We start from the raw sequence: 14255 nt of genomic DNA, 5'->3' as shown, positions 1-14255 counted from the left end.
TATGTCGCGGATAAATTATCGGCCAAGAAAGTGTTTGAGCTTTAAGCAGCCAGCAGTGGTATTCAAAGAAATGACACAGGCTGCTTAATTTTGTAGAGAGTGTCGCACTTCAGAGTTGAATTCGGGACTAATTAGTGGTCATATTGAGTACTCTAGTCGAAAATGAGAATATTAAAGAACTGAAATCATTGGTTTTTATGTTGGCGCAAACCTTGCTGTCTCAAGGTTTCTTTAATTTCATAATGGATTAAAAAATGAGAAACCTCGGATATTTTTTGTTTTTACTAATTTTTGCGTCAGGTTGTACTACAAACAATAGAGACCAAAGTCACACTCTCAACGAAGAAAAACGCCAACCAAATGACGTTACTATTGTAGAAGAGGTCGTTTTTGAAAGCGAAGGTGTAAAATTATCAGGGAGCATGTATATACCTAAAGATGCACGAGCTGCGGTAGTATTAGTGCACGGCTCTGATCCTGTCCCACGCATGACTAAGTTAGCACAGTCATTGGCTAAGAAAGGCTTACTAGTTTTGACATATGATAAGCGCGGTGTTGGTGAATCTGGTGGCGTTTACGTAGGGCCTCAGGTGGGAACCAATAATATAAGTGTTGATAATTTAACTTTGCTTGCGAAAGATGCAAGTGCTGCGGTAGATGTGGTTCATGGTTATGACAAAGAGTTATCGATTGGACTTATTGGCGCGAGTCAGGCTGGCTGGATTATTCCAATTGCCGCACTCAATAATCAATCAGTAGAGTTTATGGTTCTCTTCAGTAGCCCTACAATCACAACTCTGGAACAACTTAGGTTTCAGTTTTATACAAATGGTAGAGAAGACTTTTGGAAAACTCATACTGATGAAGAATCGCGTGAACATACGTTAAATGATCCTGACAGATATGATTTTAAAGCAACGGACCCGAAAATTTCTTTGAATTCTTTATCGATACCTGGGCTCTGGCTCTTCGGAGAGCAGGACATACAGGTCCCAGTCAAAATGTGTATCGAGCAACTGAATAGGATGAAAGCTAAAGGCAAGCCTTTTGAATATGTATTATTTCCATCGCTAGGCCACAATACTAATAAAGCAGAGCCTCTAGATATTGCGATACAATGGATAAAGCAAAATAATTTTTCCCACTAATTCGCAATTGTTGTTTTGCTGATGTTGATCAAATAGAAGAGCGTAGTTAACTAATGGCTCAAATGTGACGAAGCGGCTATGCCGAGCGTCACTGAGCTCTCTTGCTGCTAGGTCGACTTTATGAGCACCCTAAATGAATCTCCGCTTCTGACAGTTCAAGTTTAGACTTGTCCAGTTTAACGGATATCGGTGTTTAACACCGACCCAAACCTTATACGCTACCTTCTGATTCTATGACCAAAATTCTCGCCTCGCCACGAGGATGAGCAACATGCTCAGTGCCAATTGACGCATAAAAAATATCACCAGTTTGCAATAGGGCTGATTGCTCAACGCCATTCTCTTTGTAAAACATGTCAACCGCACCATCTAACACAACAAAGACTTCTTCACCGTCATTAACATGCCACTTATAAGGCTGATCAGAATGTTAGTTTATAAGTCGAGTGTACTCACAAACTAGGTTGGGTTTTGGCGAAGTTTATCTTGGAGCAGAAATTCGGAGGCGTTTACCTTTGATACACGTCGAGAAAGCTGCCTTTTATCACATCAAAATGGGAATCTAGGTATTTTCCCTAAAGTAACATCGAACCCCATCTAGCTGTATATCGATATTCAAGTTTGGAAGTCCTGATATGACTGAAATGGGAGGTTATCTTCTGCAAAGCCAATCAAGCAGAACAAGATAATTGCGGCTCTCCCAACGAATTTCAAGTCAGCTTGAATGTAATACTATGTAATATCTTCATGAACGGCCTTGTGTTAATTTTTTTATATATTTGTTAGTCATTGCGGTCAACAGTACGTTGGCAGTTAATCAGGGGCGGTTTGTTATGGTAAATGTAGTCCAAGTTATTTTATTTCTCTCATGTCTTAGCTTTTTCGTCGTTGCAAAAGAGGCTAACAGTACTCAACAATTACCTGATGGGTATATATATTCTGGGCAGGGTGACCCTATAACCAAAAGGCGACCAGAGCCAACCACTATCGAAGTTTTGATTAACAAAAAGTACTTTGAAATTTGTGAAGAAGAGCTTGGTCAAATTCCTGTTGAAAAGGTTGATTGCACGTTGGCTCAGCCGATCCCCATGACCAGAACCATGGCAGACGGCTCTGTTGTTTCTCTAAACCGCCACAACACGCCGGCAAGCATTCCAAGGTTTGGTAGTGGAAGTGAGCAAGTCAGTTTTAATAGCAGTGGTTTTGCTGATATTACCACTTGTGACAAACCCAGTGCGATATTCCGCGATATGAAAAATGTTGGCTGTGTTCCCGGTGACAGAATTAAATACATTAATAATGTATTGGCTAATGGTAATAAAGTTGACTGGGTTTATATATGTAGAAAAAACAACAAGATAATGGATGATCCACATCTTTATAACGAGCTTGGCATGATAGGCTACAACCGAGACACTGGGAAAACCTGTTTTTTTGCTGGTCAGCCAACATTAGAAGCGGAAGTTAAGGGGAAATGGACCTTAACTTCAGTGGATGAAAAAACTGGCAAAACTAGAGAAGAGATTAAAAATAAAGCGGCTATTCCTCTAGTTACCGGTAAGGAAATTCCACCACCAAATTTCACCGACTTTGATCCCGAGTCGGTCAAACATTGGTCATTACCTGTTGGTGGTTGTGTCGGCTGTCATTCTCAGGGACCATTTGTACGTTTTCCTTTTACAGAGCCTGTTGCCTGCGCTGTTGATCCTAAAACTCAATCCTGCTCACAGCATTACAACAGCATAAAGGAATGTGAAGCGGCTAGGGAAAATATGCCTCGTCGCGAGCGCCTAAATACCAAGTGTGAAAGTGTTATTCCAAAGCGTCGGCCCGGTATGTTGTACGATCCTATATCACCGTTTGATCAGAAAGGAGAGCTTGCAGCTTATATAGATGAGTTAGCTCAATCTGAAGGTTTTGACACCGAAGATGGGTATTATAAAAACTTGAAGAAGAATGAATGGAATCACCCGATGCGATTAATGGACGAAGAAGCCAAGCCTTGTACCGTTTGTCATGCCATAGGTAATGCTGATTACGGCGATCGATTTGTGCACTCAGGCTTTGTCCTTGGGCAGCTAAACCCAGCTGATGTTAAAAAGTATCACATTCGCTCAAAACTTTACTTAAGTAATGTTTCCAAAACATTGCGAAACCAAGGCTTTCACGACAAGAAAGTACTAACCGATGGGTTACTGCCGCTTAATCTTGAGCATGATTCAGTGGCTGAACGAAACGCCGAGCGCGAGAAACAAAGCATTGCTCGTTATATCAAGGCGATAAAACACATCAAAGGTTGTTCTGCGAAAGACAATAACTGTTCATGGGACGAACACTGGACCATGACCAGGGTAAAAGAACAACCGCTTAAATATCTCCAGGACCATTGTAGCTTCTGCCATACCAGCGATATGGCTTCACCTAGATTGGTCACGGAAACCGACTTTAAGCGGCTTGAAATACGCGAGCGGATCATTAACCGTTTATATGAAACCGTCAACCCTATGCCGCCAAGTGGGCAGTTTCCCGATGATGTAAAAGCCGTTCTAACAGAATACTTGCGTGCAAAATAAAGGGGTAAAGATATGGATACCGAATTAAAAAGACAGATCAAAAGCAGTATTGAAGATAAACGAGCTGACATAATAGAACTGATTGAACTCGGTCGAGAGCTTGCGTCAGATGAGTCAGGCCATATCAATCACGGCCCCAATACTTCAATGGGGGTTCCCAAAAATACCTTACCTAAGTGGGACGATATTCAGTTGTTAACTGCCCAACTCGCAAAAAAGCCGCTATTTGACGGAGAAACTGTCAATACTCAGCTGGTTATTGGTCCCAGAGCTAAAAGCCCTTTAGTGTTGGATATACCCATGTTTGTTTCAGACATGAGTTATGGTGCCTTATCAAAAAACGCTAAAATAGCGTTAGCTAAAGGAGCAAACTACGCAGGTACTGGCATTTGCTCTGGCGAAGGAGGAATACTGGCAGAGGAACTGGCCGCCAATAATCGTTACCTGTTTGAAATGGGGACTGCTCGAAACGGTATTAAACCAGGTAAAGAAGCAGAATTTTTTGAAAAATATAACGGCAAAGTTAAAGCCTTCCACTTTAAAGGCGGACAAGCCGCGAAAACGGGTACCGGCGGTCATTTACCAGGCGCTAAAGTTACCAAAGAGATTGCTGAGGTGCGTCATATTGCAGAAGGCCAAACAGCAATCTCTCCTCCTACCTACGAGGACTTTACAAGTCCGGGTGAATTCAAAGACTTTGCTGACCTGATAAGGGAAGGGCTGGATGGCGTGCCCATTGGTTTTAAAATCAGCGCAAACCATATTGAACGTGATATTCAGTTTGCTTTGGATGCCACTGCTGATTACATCATCCTTGATGGCCGAGGTGGTAGTACAGGTTCTGCACCCAATATATTTAGAGATCATATTTCTGTTCCAACTATTCCTGCGCTAGCCCGAGCAAGAAATTATCTTGATGCCCAGGGAATAAAAAAGGGAGCCTCAGATTCAGTAACCCTAATCATTACAGGTGGGCTAAGGGTCCCGGCTGATTTTATCAAAGCTATGGCGCTGGGAGCGGATGGTATTGCTTTATCAAACAGTGTGCTGCAGGCAATAGGTTGTGTTGGCGCAAGAATTTGTAATTCAGGTAACTGCCCGGCAGGCATTGCTACTCAGGATCAAAATCTGGTTAATAAACTGAACATAGCTAATAGAGCGGATGATCTCGATAGTTTCTTTTATGCCAGTACACACCTTATGCAAATTATGGCAAGAGCCTGTGGTCACAATTCATTAAGTCAGTTTTCCATGGACGACTTAACCACCTGGCATAAAGAAATATCGGAATTAACCGGTATTGCTTATGCCGGAATTACAAACGATTTTACTCCGGTTGAATTACCTGATAGTGCGGGTAAGCTGGCTTTACATGACCTAATCAGTCAGAGCAAAATAAAAATATCTGCTGTCAAACAGTTGGAAAGCTTTGAGCAACTGTGTGAAGGTGTGACATTAGCGAGCGGCAGTGAACAGGCCTATTTAACACAAAAACAGTATGTTGAAGCAGGTTACCCGTTAGAAATAGTCCTGAATACCTTAGGTGTTGGAGCATTAATGCGGTTGGTACCACCCGTTGGAGGGGGAAATACGTATTCTTCCCATTTGGAACCTTATTACGTAGGGAAATTTCAGATTAGTCAAATAGAATGGCAGCGAGTGACAGGTACAACACCAAGTGAGTTTAAACTTGATGATAACCCAGTGAATAAAGTAACTCGTCAAGAGTGTGTTGACTTTGCTGCAAAATTGAATAGTGATCTGGTGGGCACTGGTTGGGAAGTTTCTTTGCCAAGTGTAGAAGAATGGATCCATGCTTGCCGTGCAGGTACTACAACACAATATTATTCCGGCCCTCTGCCATTGAACAAACAAGGCAAGGAGTTATCTGGTATGTCTCCAGCACAAGCCCATAGCAATGATATGCTTAGAGTTGGCACAATAGCGCCACCTAATGCTTATGGTTTGTACGATCTTTATAGCTATATTTACGACTTTACCATGACCAACGACTTTTCTGGTCAAGATATCTATTTGCGGGGTGGATACTATAGCGGTTTCTTTGGAAGCGAACAACGCAGTGGTTCAGATCCGAATGGACCCGCAGCCAACTTTAAAAGCTTTAGATTGGCCCTAAGATATGTTGGAAAGTAATAACTTTTTGTTGGCATATGCATGTGTTTTAACTGGTAATGCCACCAGCTAATTAGTATTCGAGGGGTTCTATGTTACTTTCGAGGGGGGAAAATCCCTAGAACCCCAAACTGTGGGATTTTTTGCAATATGTCAATTCACCAGCTCATCCCTCGGTTTGGTGCTACAGGATTAAAGTTCCGGCTCAACAGGTTATCAGTAATGGCATCACTGTATTTACGCTTGGTTGTTACCTTATAAGTTACTCGTTGAGTAACAACTAAGCCAAGTGTTGCCCCATTAACTTTTGAACGCCATACTGTAACTCCCCCAGAAAAATGAAACAGTTCATAAGTAGAATTTTCCATTAACTAAAATAGGAAAATTTAAGATGAGAAAAAGCAAGTTCACCGAAACTCAAATTGTCAGCATGATCAAGGAAGCTGAGTCAGGTATTCCCGTGCCAGAAATCTGCCGTAAACACGGTATCGGCCAAAGTACATTTTACAAATGGCGCTCAAAGTATGGTGGTATGGAAGCGTCTGATATTAAACGCCTCAAAGAGCTTGAAGAAGAAAACCGTAAGCTAAAAGATATGTTTGCAACGCTTAGCCTAAAGCACTCGATGCTTGAGGATATCATTGCAAAAAAGCAGTAAAAACAAGTAGGCGCAGGGCTTGGATTGAGCATTTAAGAACTCAATTTAATGTCAGCGTCGCATTTGCTTGTGAAGTGGAGTTACAATTTTCACAGAAATTTAAGCACAGATTTCCGGATAATTTATCCTTACGTTCACTTTGGTGAGTGCAGCCCTAACCGGTTGCCTTCTGTATCTAAAAATAACGCGAAAAAACCGCTTTCGTCTGCATGTGGGGTCTTGGGGGCCAGTATTTTTCCACCGTTTTCTTCTACTTTTGATAGCACCAGCTGTAAATCTTCACCCGCGTTTAAATACAGAGTGACGCCAGTGCTGGAAGGAGTGCAACCTTCACCTTGAACAATCACACCTACGGTAGATTGCCCTTCGTACGGGAAGAGTGCCATTGTCATTTCAGGTATATCAATGATTTCAATCGTGACAGTGAAAATGTTGCTGTAGAATTTTACGGCACGCGTTAAATCGGTTGCTGGAATTTCAAAAATTGATGCGAAGTTATGCATGTTGCCATCCTTATTTTCTTATGTGTGGCTGCCAGCACATGGTGTGACTAGCCCTGAGATTGATGGACTCGTGTAGGGTTTAACGAGTACTGTTGTAAGATAGAGTGAGTGGGCAGCAATCAATTGTAAAAAAGCGACAGCATCGGCAGTGTCAATTTCAATTAGTGCATAAATTGAAGCGTCTTTGTTATCGTTGTAGTCGCCTTTTGGTGAAGGGATTACATATCAGCTGCAACATGGCAATAAACCTATTGCTACCCAAAAATACGCTCCTTGGGTAGCAATAATGGTTAGATCTTAATTTTCAGAAATGGTGATTTGGCTGTAGTTTACGTCATCGTTTACGGTCCAAGCTTTAAATGATAAATACTCAGCATCCTCAGAGACATTATCTTTGTATACTCGGTATGAGAAACGAACTTGCTCTACACCCTCCGGTAGATTTAAGACCTTAAAGTCTTTTAAATTAACTTTCAGCGTGTACTTCTCGTTATAATCTTTGTAAGAAACCGTCACTTGTATAGATCGGATATCAGTATCTTTTTTTGCAGTTCCGTTAACGAATTGAACGAAGAGATGCGTCTGTGAAGTCGTTGGGTTGTCAAAGAAAACCTTGCTTGTCACTATGTCTCCTTCAGCAGCTTGAGTGCAATAGCCCGGTACATTCTCAAGTTTAAAGATCTTTTTAATGATACATTCTTTTCCTGTGTCGTTTCTCTGCCCTTGATAACTTCTTGAGATAGTCTTGATATGAGAGACACGACTAAAGTTCATTGCAATAAATTCACTTAAATCAAGAGTGGCTCTGTAATAGTCTGTCTCAGCACGACTGAACCATGCTTGCAGTGTTAATTTTTCTCCTTGTTGTGCATTTGGCAATGATAAACCTTTAATCCATACACTTTGTGTGCCTTTAGGAATGGAGATGTCTGCAAGGTCTGACACATCTAAGATGTTAGGCCAAGTAGCTCCACCATCAAAGCTGATATATACAATCGATGTATATTGCTCTTTTGCATTTTTCAACTCATGTTGGAATTGGATGTTCAATTGTTCAGTGCCAAGACTTTCCTCTGTGAAATTGACTTTAAAGATAAATTCGTTGCTATACGGAACAGAAGTCGCCGTTACGCTTTCAATACTTGTGAACTCTACTTTGGGGGCGACACTAATTACTTTCATGGAGCGGGGGGCTGAGAAATCAAGATAATCCCCATTTTTTGCAAGATTGTTCTCGAGCATATTATTACTGACATCACCTGTGAATGTGGCTATGCGGTTATAAGACAAATTATCCCAGTCACTGAGTACGACACCTAATCCCTCTGGTGCTATAACTTCAACCTCATGTCGGTAAATATAGCTAGGCAGTGAATAACCTGAGGTTTCACCTGCTTGCAAGCAGTACAGCTCCCCCGTTTTTAAACTTTTTATGCACGCTTGTTGTGGACTATCAACGTTAATTACAGACATGGATCGGGGAGTAGAAAAGTTAAGCATTTCGCCATTTCGAGCTTGTACATTCATTAACCGACCGTTGTTTGTATATCCAGTAAAGGTTGCTAGTCGGTTATAAGATAAATTATCCCAGTCACTTAACACCACCCCTAGTCCTGGTGGCGCTATCACTTCTACTGCATGCCCGTAGATGTAGTTAGGTAGGCTATATCCTGATCTCTGCCCTGCTTCTAAGCAGAACTTATCGCCAGTATCTAGGCTACGGATACAAGCTTGGGGTTGGGATTGTGTACTTACAACCCTCATGGAGCGAGGGTGAGAGAAGTCTAACTCTTGACCATCTTTCGCTGTGACCCTTTGTAGTTGGGCATTGTTTGTGTATCCAGTAAATGTTGCGATGCGATTGTAAGATAAATTATCCCAGTCACTTAGCATTACCCCCAATCCCGGAGGAGCAATCACATCGACTTCATGGTTGTAAATATGGTCAGGTAATGAATACCCTGAGCGTTCACCTGCTTTCAAACAATATGATTCTTGTGTCTGCCGACTAACAATGCAGGCACTGTCGTCGCTCATTGCTGCATGTGTAAGAGGAGGTAAAGCTAATATTGCTAAACCCACTAGCTGTAGTGTAACTACCTTATGTATGCTTACCATTTTTATAGCCTTAAATTATTAGTTAGTGTAAAGTTTGGGTGAATTGCCGTTCATTTTTTATACTATTTCGTTTTTTTGAATTTTTATATAGTATTTTTGTATGTATATTTCGTTAATAAAATTGCATGTTAATGAGAAGGGATTAGTAATGGAACTGTAATAAACGCTGGAGTGGAGCTAAATGTTTAAAATTATTGCAATTATCGGAATAAGAGTTTGTTCAACTCGTTGAAGTGAGGTTGAAATGTCGAGTTTTGATAGTGAAGTAAAAGGCTCAACGTATGTTTGGTTGGGTAATGGTTGTACGTCAGATAAAAGCTTTGACAACATTAAGTTTTCTGTTTTTTCCACTCTAGATGACTTAATGAAACGGATCGAGAGCAACGCCCAAATTGTGCTAATCGTTCTAGGTACGGATGTAGCTCAGCAGAGTCGGGTTTTAATGGCTCTGCGAAGTCATGAGTATTTATGGTGTAGTTATATATGCGTTACAAACCAATGTAAGTTGTCGGCTGTACTAGCTAATGGTGTTTGGAATGCCCAATGTGTTCACGAGTATCAGCTATTTCTCCAGCGAAGCAATCGTTTAGCGATAGGTCATGAATCAATTGAATCAACGATGACGAAGCTGTTGGCCTACTTATGGATTTTTAAAGATGCAGAGGTGATGCCAAGCCATGATTCGGGCATTAAGAGTATTTATTCCTATCCCCTACTAGAAAGCTTTGGCGTAGCGCCACAGGAGATCTTTACTTGGTTGTCAGGTATTCGAAGACGAAAGGTTATCGAACCAAAACAACTAATCGACCGAGTTCGCTTCTGCCGAAGTTGTCGGTCTGGTCATTTAAATTACGTTGATGCTTGTCCTAGCTGTCAGAGCATCGATATTGAGTTAGTCACAAGTTTACATTGCTTTAATTGCGGTCATGTAAATGAAGAGGCTAAATTTAAACATGGCGTAGGGTTAAGTTGCCCTAACTGTAGTACTCGGCTTCGTCATATTGGTGTTGATTACGACCGTCCCATTGAAAACCAAAAGTGCAATCAGTGTCATAGTAGCTTCGTTGATGCAGAAGTGATTGCTAACTGCTTTAGTTGTAATGAATGCAATAGTGTAGACGATTTAATTATTCAGAATATTCACAGCTTTGGTATATCTCAGGCAGGAAAAAGTCTAATAAAGTTGGGAAATCGCTTTAATAATGTTCACTTACCCGGGGCTGAAGCAGTTGACTATGCTCACTTTGAATGGCTCGTTAAGTGGCAAAATCAGTTGGGAATACGCCATCAACAACAGCACTCTATAGTCAGAGTAGAGCTGCGTAACTTACTCTCCTTCATAGAAAATTTTGGTGAACTGCGTGCTATACAGTTATTAGATGAATTTGAAAGTCGGATAAATGAAACGATTAGAACGACCGATATTTGCTGTTTAGCTGGTGAACATACGTTATTGCTGCTGTTACCGAATACAACGCTAAGCCAGTTGGATTCTATTTATACTAAATTAAAAGGGATCAGCGCATTGAAATCGGGTGGAGATATTGCGTTATCGATACGTGCCGTAGGTTTGCCCTCTGCTGTTTTGATGAGTGAAGTAGGCAATTGGCTTGACGATGCGTTTAATGAACATACTGGAGTAGAGCTATGAACCTGATTTCATTATTAGAGTATCTAACCATGCAAATTGTTGTTTGGGTGCAAAGTTACTTATCGTTGTTGGTTTTATTTATTCCTCTTTACTTAGCCTACGAGCTCCCGCTTTTTATTCTCATTACCTTTGGAATTTGTAAATGGCTAAAATTAAAAAGCACTTATGAGTCTACTGCGAGCCACTATCTACCCAATGTAAGCTGCATTATTACTTGTTACAGCGAGGGAGAGGCCGTTAAACAAACCATTATTTCACTAATGGAACAAACCTACCCCGGGAAAATTGAAATTATTGCAGTAATTGATGGTGCTGTACAAAACAACCATACCTATGAGGCTGCCAAATATTGTAAGAGAGTATTTAATCGACCAAGTCGTAATATTGTTCTCTTACCTAAATGGCAAAGGGGAGGGCGAGTATCAACATTAAATGCTGGTTTGTCTTTTGCCACAGGTGAAATTATCGTCAATGTTGATGCTGATACCTCCTTTGACAATGATATGTTATCCCATTTGGTACGCTTATTTGAAAATCCAGATGTGCCAGCTGTCGGTGGGGCGCTACGAGTTCGAAATGTAGATAAATCTATGTGGACAAAAATGCAGGCGATAGAATACCTGGTCTCCATGCAAGGCGGAAAGACTGGATTAGCCCAATGTAACATGATCAACAATATATCTGGTGCTTTTGGGGCATTTCGACGCGATTTTTTGAAGCAAATCGGTGGTTGGGACACGCATACAGCAGAAGATTTAGATTTGACCGTTCGGATCAAACAATATTTTCGACGCTACCCAAATATGGAGGTGCCCTATGCAACTGCTTCAATCGCACATACCGATGCGCCAAGCACAGTAGGAGATTTGGTAAAACAACGCTTACGTTGGGATGGAGATTTACTATTTCTATATCTAAGAAAACACTGGCCAGCATTTACACCTAAATTACTTGGCTGGAAGAGTTTTATTTTTACACTTCTTTATGGCTACATTCAAAATGTTATTCTGCCATTCGTGATTTTAATTCACTCTGTCGCAGTGCTGCTCTTATTCCCGTGGCAATTTGCATTAGCGCTATTCATCGTAATCTATGGCTTATATCTATTCACCATCAGCTATTTCTACTTTCTGGTTTTAGTCAGTATTTCCGAGAGGCCCAAGCAAGACTTAAAACTCGCCTTTTGGCTCCCTCTATATCCAATATATGCATTTTTTATGAGAACAGTATGTTGTTTTGCTTTATTGAACGAACTCGTGCGACGCTCTCACGAAGAGACAAGTATGGCACCATGGTGGGTGCTTAAACGCGGCGAGAAGTTTTAAACCTTTGAACATATTTCAATAGGTATGCATATGAAACTTAAATTTAAAGGGTCGACTAAAGTTGATCACCCCACCCAAGAGCACGGTATTAAGATCCCTTATACAGGGCCAAAAAGAGTGTCTTATCAATTTAGATGGTATTTATTACTGGTTATTGCATTTAGCCCTGTGTGTATTCTTGCTTGGTTTTACCTTGTCCCTCAGTTCAAAGTTGAAGCTGTAGGTATAGTTACTAGCGAGCCTTTGGTGATCAGTGCCCCTAGCAGTGGCACAGTCGAGAAGGTAGAAGTGTTGCTGGGAGAATTAGTAAAACAAGATCAGAAGCTACTAGAGCTATATAATTTTGAATTATCTGGTCAATATCAAGAAGTGAATCGACAGCTGCTTTCATTAACTCAACAGAAAACGCCATTTACTGATGATATTCTAAGTCAACTAGAGACGAGAAAGGCTGTCGCAAAACATGGCGTGGAACGACAGCAAGATTTACTGGATAAATATAAAGAGTATCAAAAGCGTGGGGTTGTACCTGTATCTAACTTGGCTAGTGCTGTAGCAGCTCTAAATGCGGCTGAGCTTAATTTGGAGCAGACTAAGGTTGATATTTTACGAGAGAAAGAGCGGCAAGACATGGAAAGACTTTACGGCTTAAAAGGCCAGCGCTATCAACAATTAACAATCGAGTTTGCACGTTTGTCGGCATTAAACCAAAGTTTAACAGTTAATACACCGCTTGCAGGTAGGGTGAATGATGTATTTGTCCAAGAGGGTCAATATGTTGTGGTTAATGAGCCATTGTTCTCCGTTGTGACTGAAAAAACAGTAAAAGTACACGGGTATCTCGCACCTAAGTATTTAGAGTATTCAAAAATCGGGCAGAAAGCGGTCGTAAAATTGCCCAATGGTAAGCGGTTTGATGCGGTCATTAATGAATACACTGAGCTAACGAGCAAAATTCCACCGCAGTTATCAGGACCTTTTGAAGGCCAAAAGGCAGCATTAAAGCTGATATTAAAAGTAAGTTTACCCGCGGAATATCAAATTGAAGGGTTACCCGTTACGATACTGTTTGAAAGACAGGCGGTAAGCCGTATTTCGGACCTGTGGACAAAGGGATAAGCATAAGTATTGACCCAAAGTTCGGGTAGTGCTTCGCGACTTGGGCACTATTCTAGGGGGGATTTGCCGAGAGGGGCTAGTAACGGAGTCTGCGTGTTGTACCCTCTTTATTTATAGAAAAGCCGTGAAAGCGTCATGCTTTCGTCATTGAGAAACGCTCGCGGGTTTACCCCCGTGAGCGCTTTAAAGTCCTTAATAAAGTGAGATTGATCATAATAATTGCTTTTGTACGCGATGTTGGTGAGATTGTCTTCACGATTTATGAGGAGTGTCAAAGCGCTTTGCAAGCGTACAAGTTTACTTAAATGTTTTGGACTAATACCGACAAGGTCTAAAAACTTTCGCTCTAGTTGGCGCCTTTTGTTGGGATTTGATTTGGTGATTGCATTAACCGATATATCGCCATTTTGTGCAAAGATAATGTCTACCGTTGTTTTTACAATGTGCTCAATTGTCCGCGGGTCGCTGAGCTTGTGAAGGAGAAAGGCCTCTAAAATCTCAATCCTTTGGCTTGTGTTTCGCGCTTGGATGATATCGCTTTCAAGCTTCGCGGCTTCTTCGGGTTTAAATAGCTCGTAAATCGATGTTTCTTGATTTTTTAAGCTCTTTATCGGTTTCGAAATAAAGTGGGAAAAGGCATACGGAAAGAAGCTGGCCGAAAAGGTATGGACGTATCCGGTTGGTTGAATATAAAAAGGTGAAACGGTTTGGCCAAGTACCATTGCGCGCGGTTGCAGTATGTAGTCATGTTCTGATGTATAGCGCTTAATATCGTCGCCCAATATAAAGGCCAGCTCAATGCAGCCGTCGGGGACAATACGTTGCTTTGCGGCACCTTTATCTGCAGTAATCTCCAATGTCCAAAAGCAATTGATAAAAGAGGATAAATTTTCACAAGGTAACAATTTTTTGTAATCCATAAAACCTCCGCATCTAGCTATGGACGGTTGAAATTTACAGCAGATAAAAACTAACCTAGATTAGACGCTGGTAAATTTAGCAACCGTTTTATGGTCTGTTTTTTAGA

10 protein-coding genes and 1 pseudogene are annotated in these 14255 nt (G+C 41.2%); 7 read left to right on the top strand and 4 right to left on the bottom strand.

The annotated features are described in order from the left end of the window. The first annotated feature begins 254 nt into the window (after nt 1-254). Nucleotides 255-1148 (top strand): alpha/beta hydrolase, encoded by an 894-nt coding sequence (locus NH462_RS14385; RefSeq protein ID WP_253106248.1) that lies wholly within the window; start codon nt 255-257, stop codon nt 1146-1148. 211 nt (nt 1149-1359) lie between these two features. Here NH462_RS14385 and NH462_RS14380 read toward each other — a convergent pair. Beyond that, a pseudogene (locus NH462_RS14380) lies at nt 1360-1587 on the bottom strand (mannose-6-phosphate isomerase). A gap of 394 nt (nt 1588-1981) precedes the next feature. Between NH462_RS14380 and NH462_RS14375 the strand changes: the two are divergent. The 3 genes from NH462_RS14375 (at nt 1982) to NH462_RS14365 (ending at nt 6512) form a co-directional block, all read left to right on the top strand. Further along, nucleotides 1982-3721 (top strand): hypothetical protein, encoded by a 1740-nt coding sequence (locus NH462_RS14375; protein WP_253106246.1) that lies wholly within the window; start codon nt 1982-1984, stop codon nt 3719-3721. Between the two features lie 12 nt (nt 3722-3733). After that, nucleotides 3734-5875, top strand: coding sequence for a glutamate synthase-related protein (locus NH462_RS14370; protein ID WP_253106244.1), 2142 nt, complete (start codon nt 3734-3736; stop codon nt 5873-5875). Between the two features lie 370 nt (nt 5876-6245). Beyond that, nucleotides 6246-6512 (top strand): transposase, encoded by a 267-nt coding sequence (locus NH462_RS14365; protein WP_253106242.1) that lies wholly within the window; start codon nt 6246-6248, stop codon nt 6510-6512. A 134-nt stretch (nt 6513-6646) separates the two neighbouring features. Here NH462_RS14365 and NH462_RS14360 read toward each other — a convergent pair whose 3' ends face one another. Continuing rightward, the gene (locus NH462_RS14360) at nt 6647-7015 is read right to left on the bottom strand and encodes a VOC family protein (RefSeq protein WP_253106240.1); all 369 of its coding nucleotides are present in this window, start codon (nt 7013-7015) and stop codon (nt 6647-6649) included. Nucleotides 7016-7312: 297 nt separating this feature from the next. Beyond that, on the bottom strand, nt 7313-9133 hold the full coding sequence (locus NH462_RS14355; RefSeq protein WP_253106237.1) for a leukocidin subunit S: 1821 nt from the start codon (nt 9131-9133) through the stop codon (nt 7313-7315). 244 nt (nt 9134-9377) lie between these two features. Here NH462_RS14355 and NH462_RS14350 point away from each other — a divergent pair, with 244 nt between their 5' ends. The 3 genes from NH462_RS14350 to NH462_RS14340 are packed head-to-tail and all read left to right on the top strand — an operon-like array spanning nt 9378 to nt 13228. Beyond that, complete coding sequence (locus NH462_RS14350) at nt 9378-10784, top strand: diguanylate cyclase (protein ID WP_253106234.1); 1407 nt, start codon at nt 9378-9380, stop codon at nt 10782-10784. Then, nucleotides 10781-12109, top strand: coding sequence for a glycosyltransferase (locus tag NH462_RS14345; RefSeq protein WP_010370267.1), 1329 nt, complete (start codon nt 10781-10783; stop codon nt 12107-12109). The genes NH462_RS14350 and NH462_RS14345 overlap by 4 nt, the downstream gene beginning before the upstream one ends. A gap of 30 nt (nt 12110-12139) precedes the next feature. Next, nucleotides 12140-13228, top strand: coding sequence for an HlyD family efflux transporter periplasmic adaptor subunit (locus tag NH462_RS14340; RefSeq protein WP_253106231.1), 1089 nt, complete (start codon nt 12140-12142; stop codon nt 13226-13228). 107 nt (nt 13229-13335) lie between these two features. Here NH462_RS14340 and NH462_RS14335 read toward each other — a convergent pair whose 3' ends face one another. After that, nucleotides 13336-14148, bottom strand: a complete 813-nt coding sequence (locus NH462_RS14335; protein ID WP_253106229.1) for a response regulator transcription factor — start codon at nt 14146-14148, stop codon at nt 13336-13338. Nucleotides 14149-14255 lie beyond the last annotated feature (107 nt).

It is taken from the genome of Pseudoalteromonas sp. OANN1 (assembly GCF_024124685.1).
GTDB lineage: Bacteria > Pseudomonadota > Gammaproteobacteria > Enterobacterales > Alteromonadaceae > Pseudoalteromonas > Pseudoalteromonas piscicida.
Note: the sequence above shows the minus strand (reverse complement) of the source record. Positions and strands in the feature narration are given on the sequence as shown.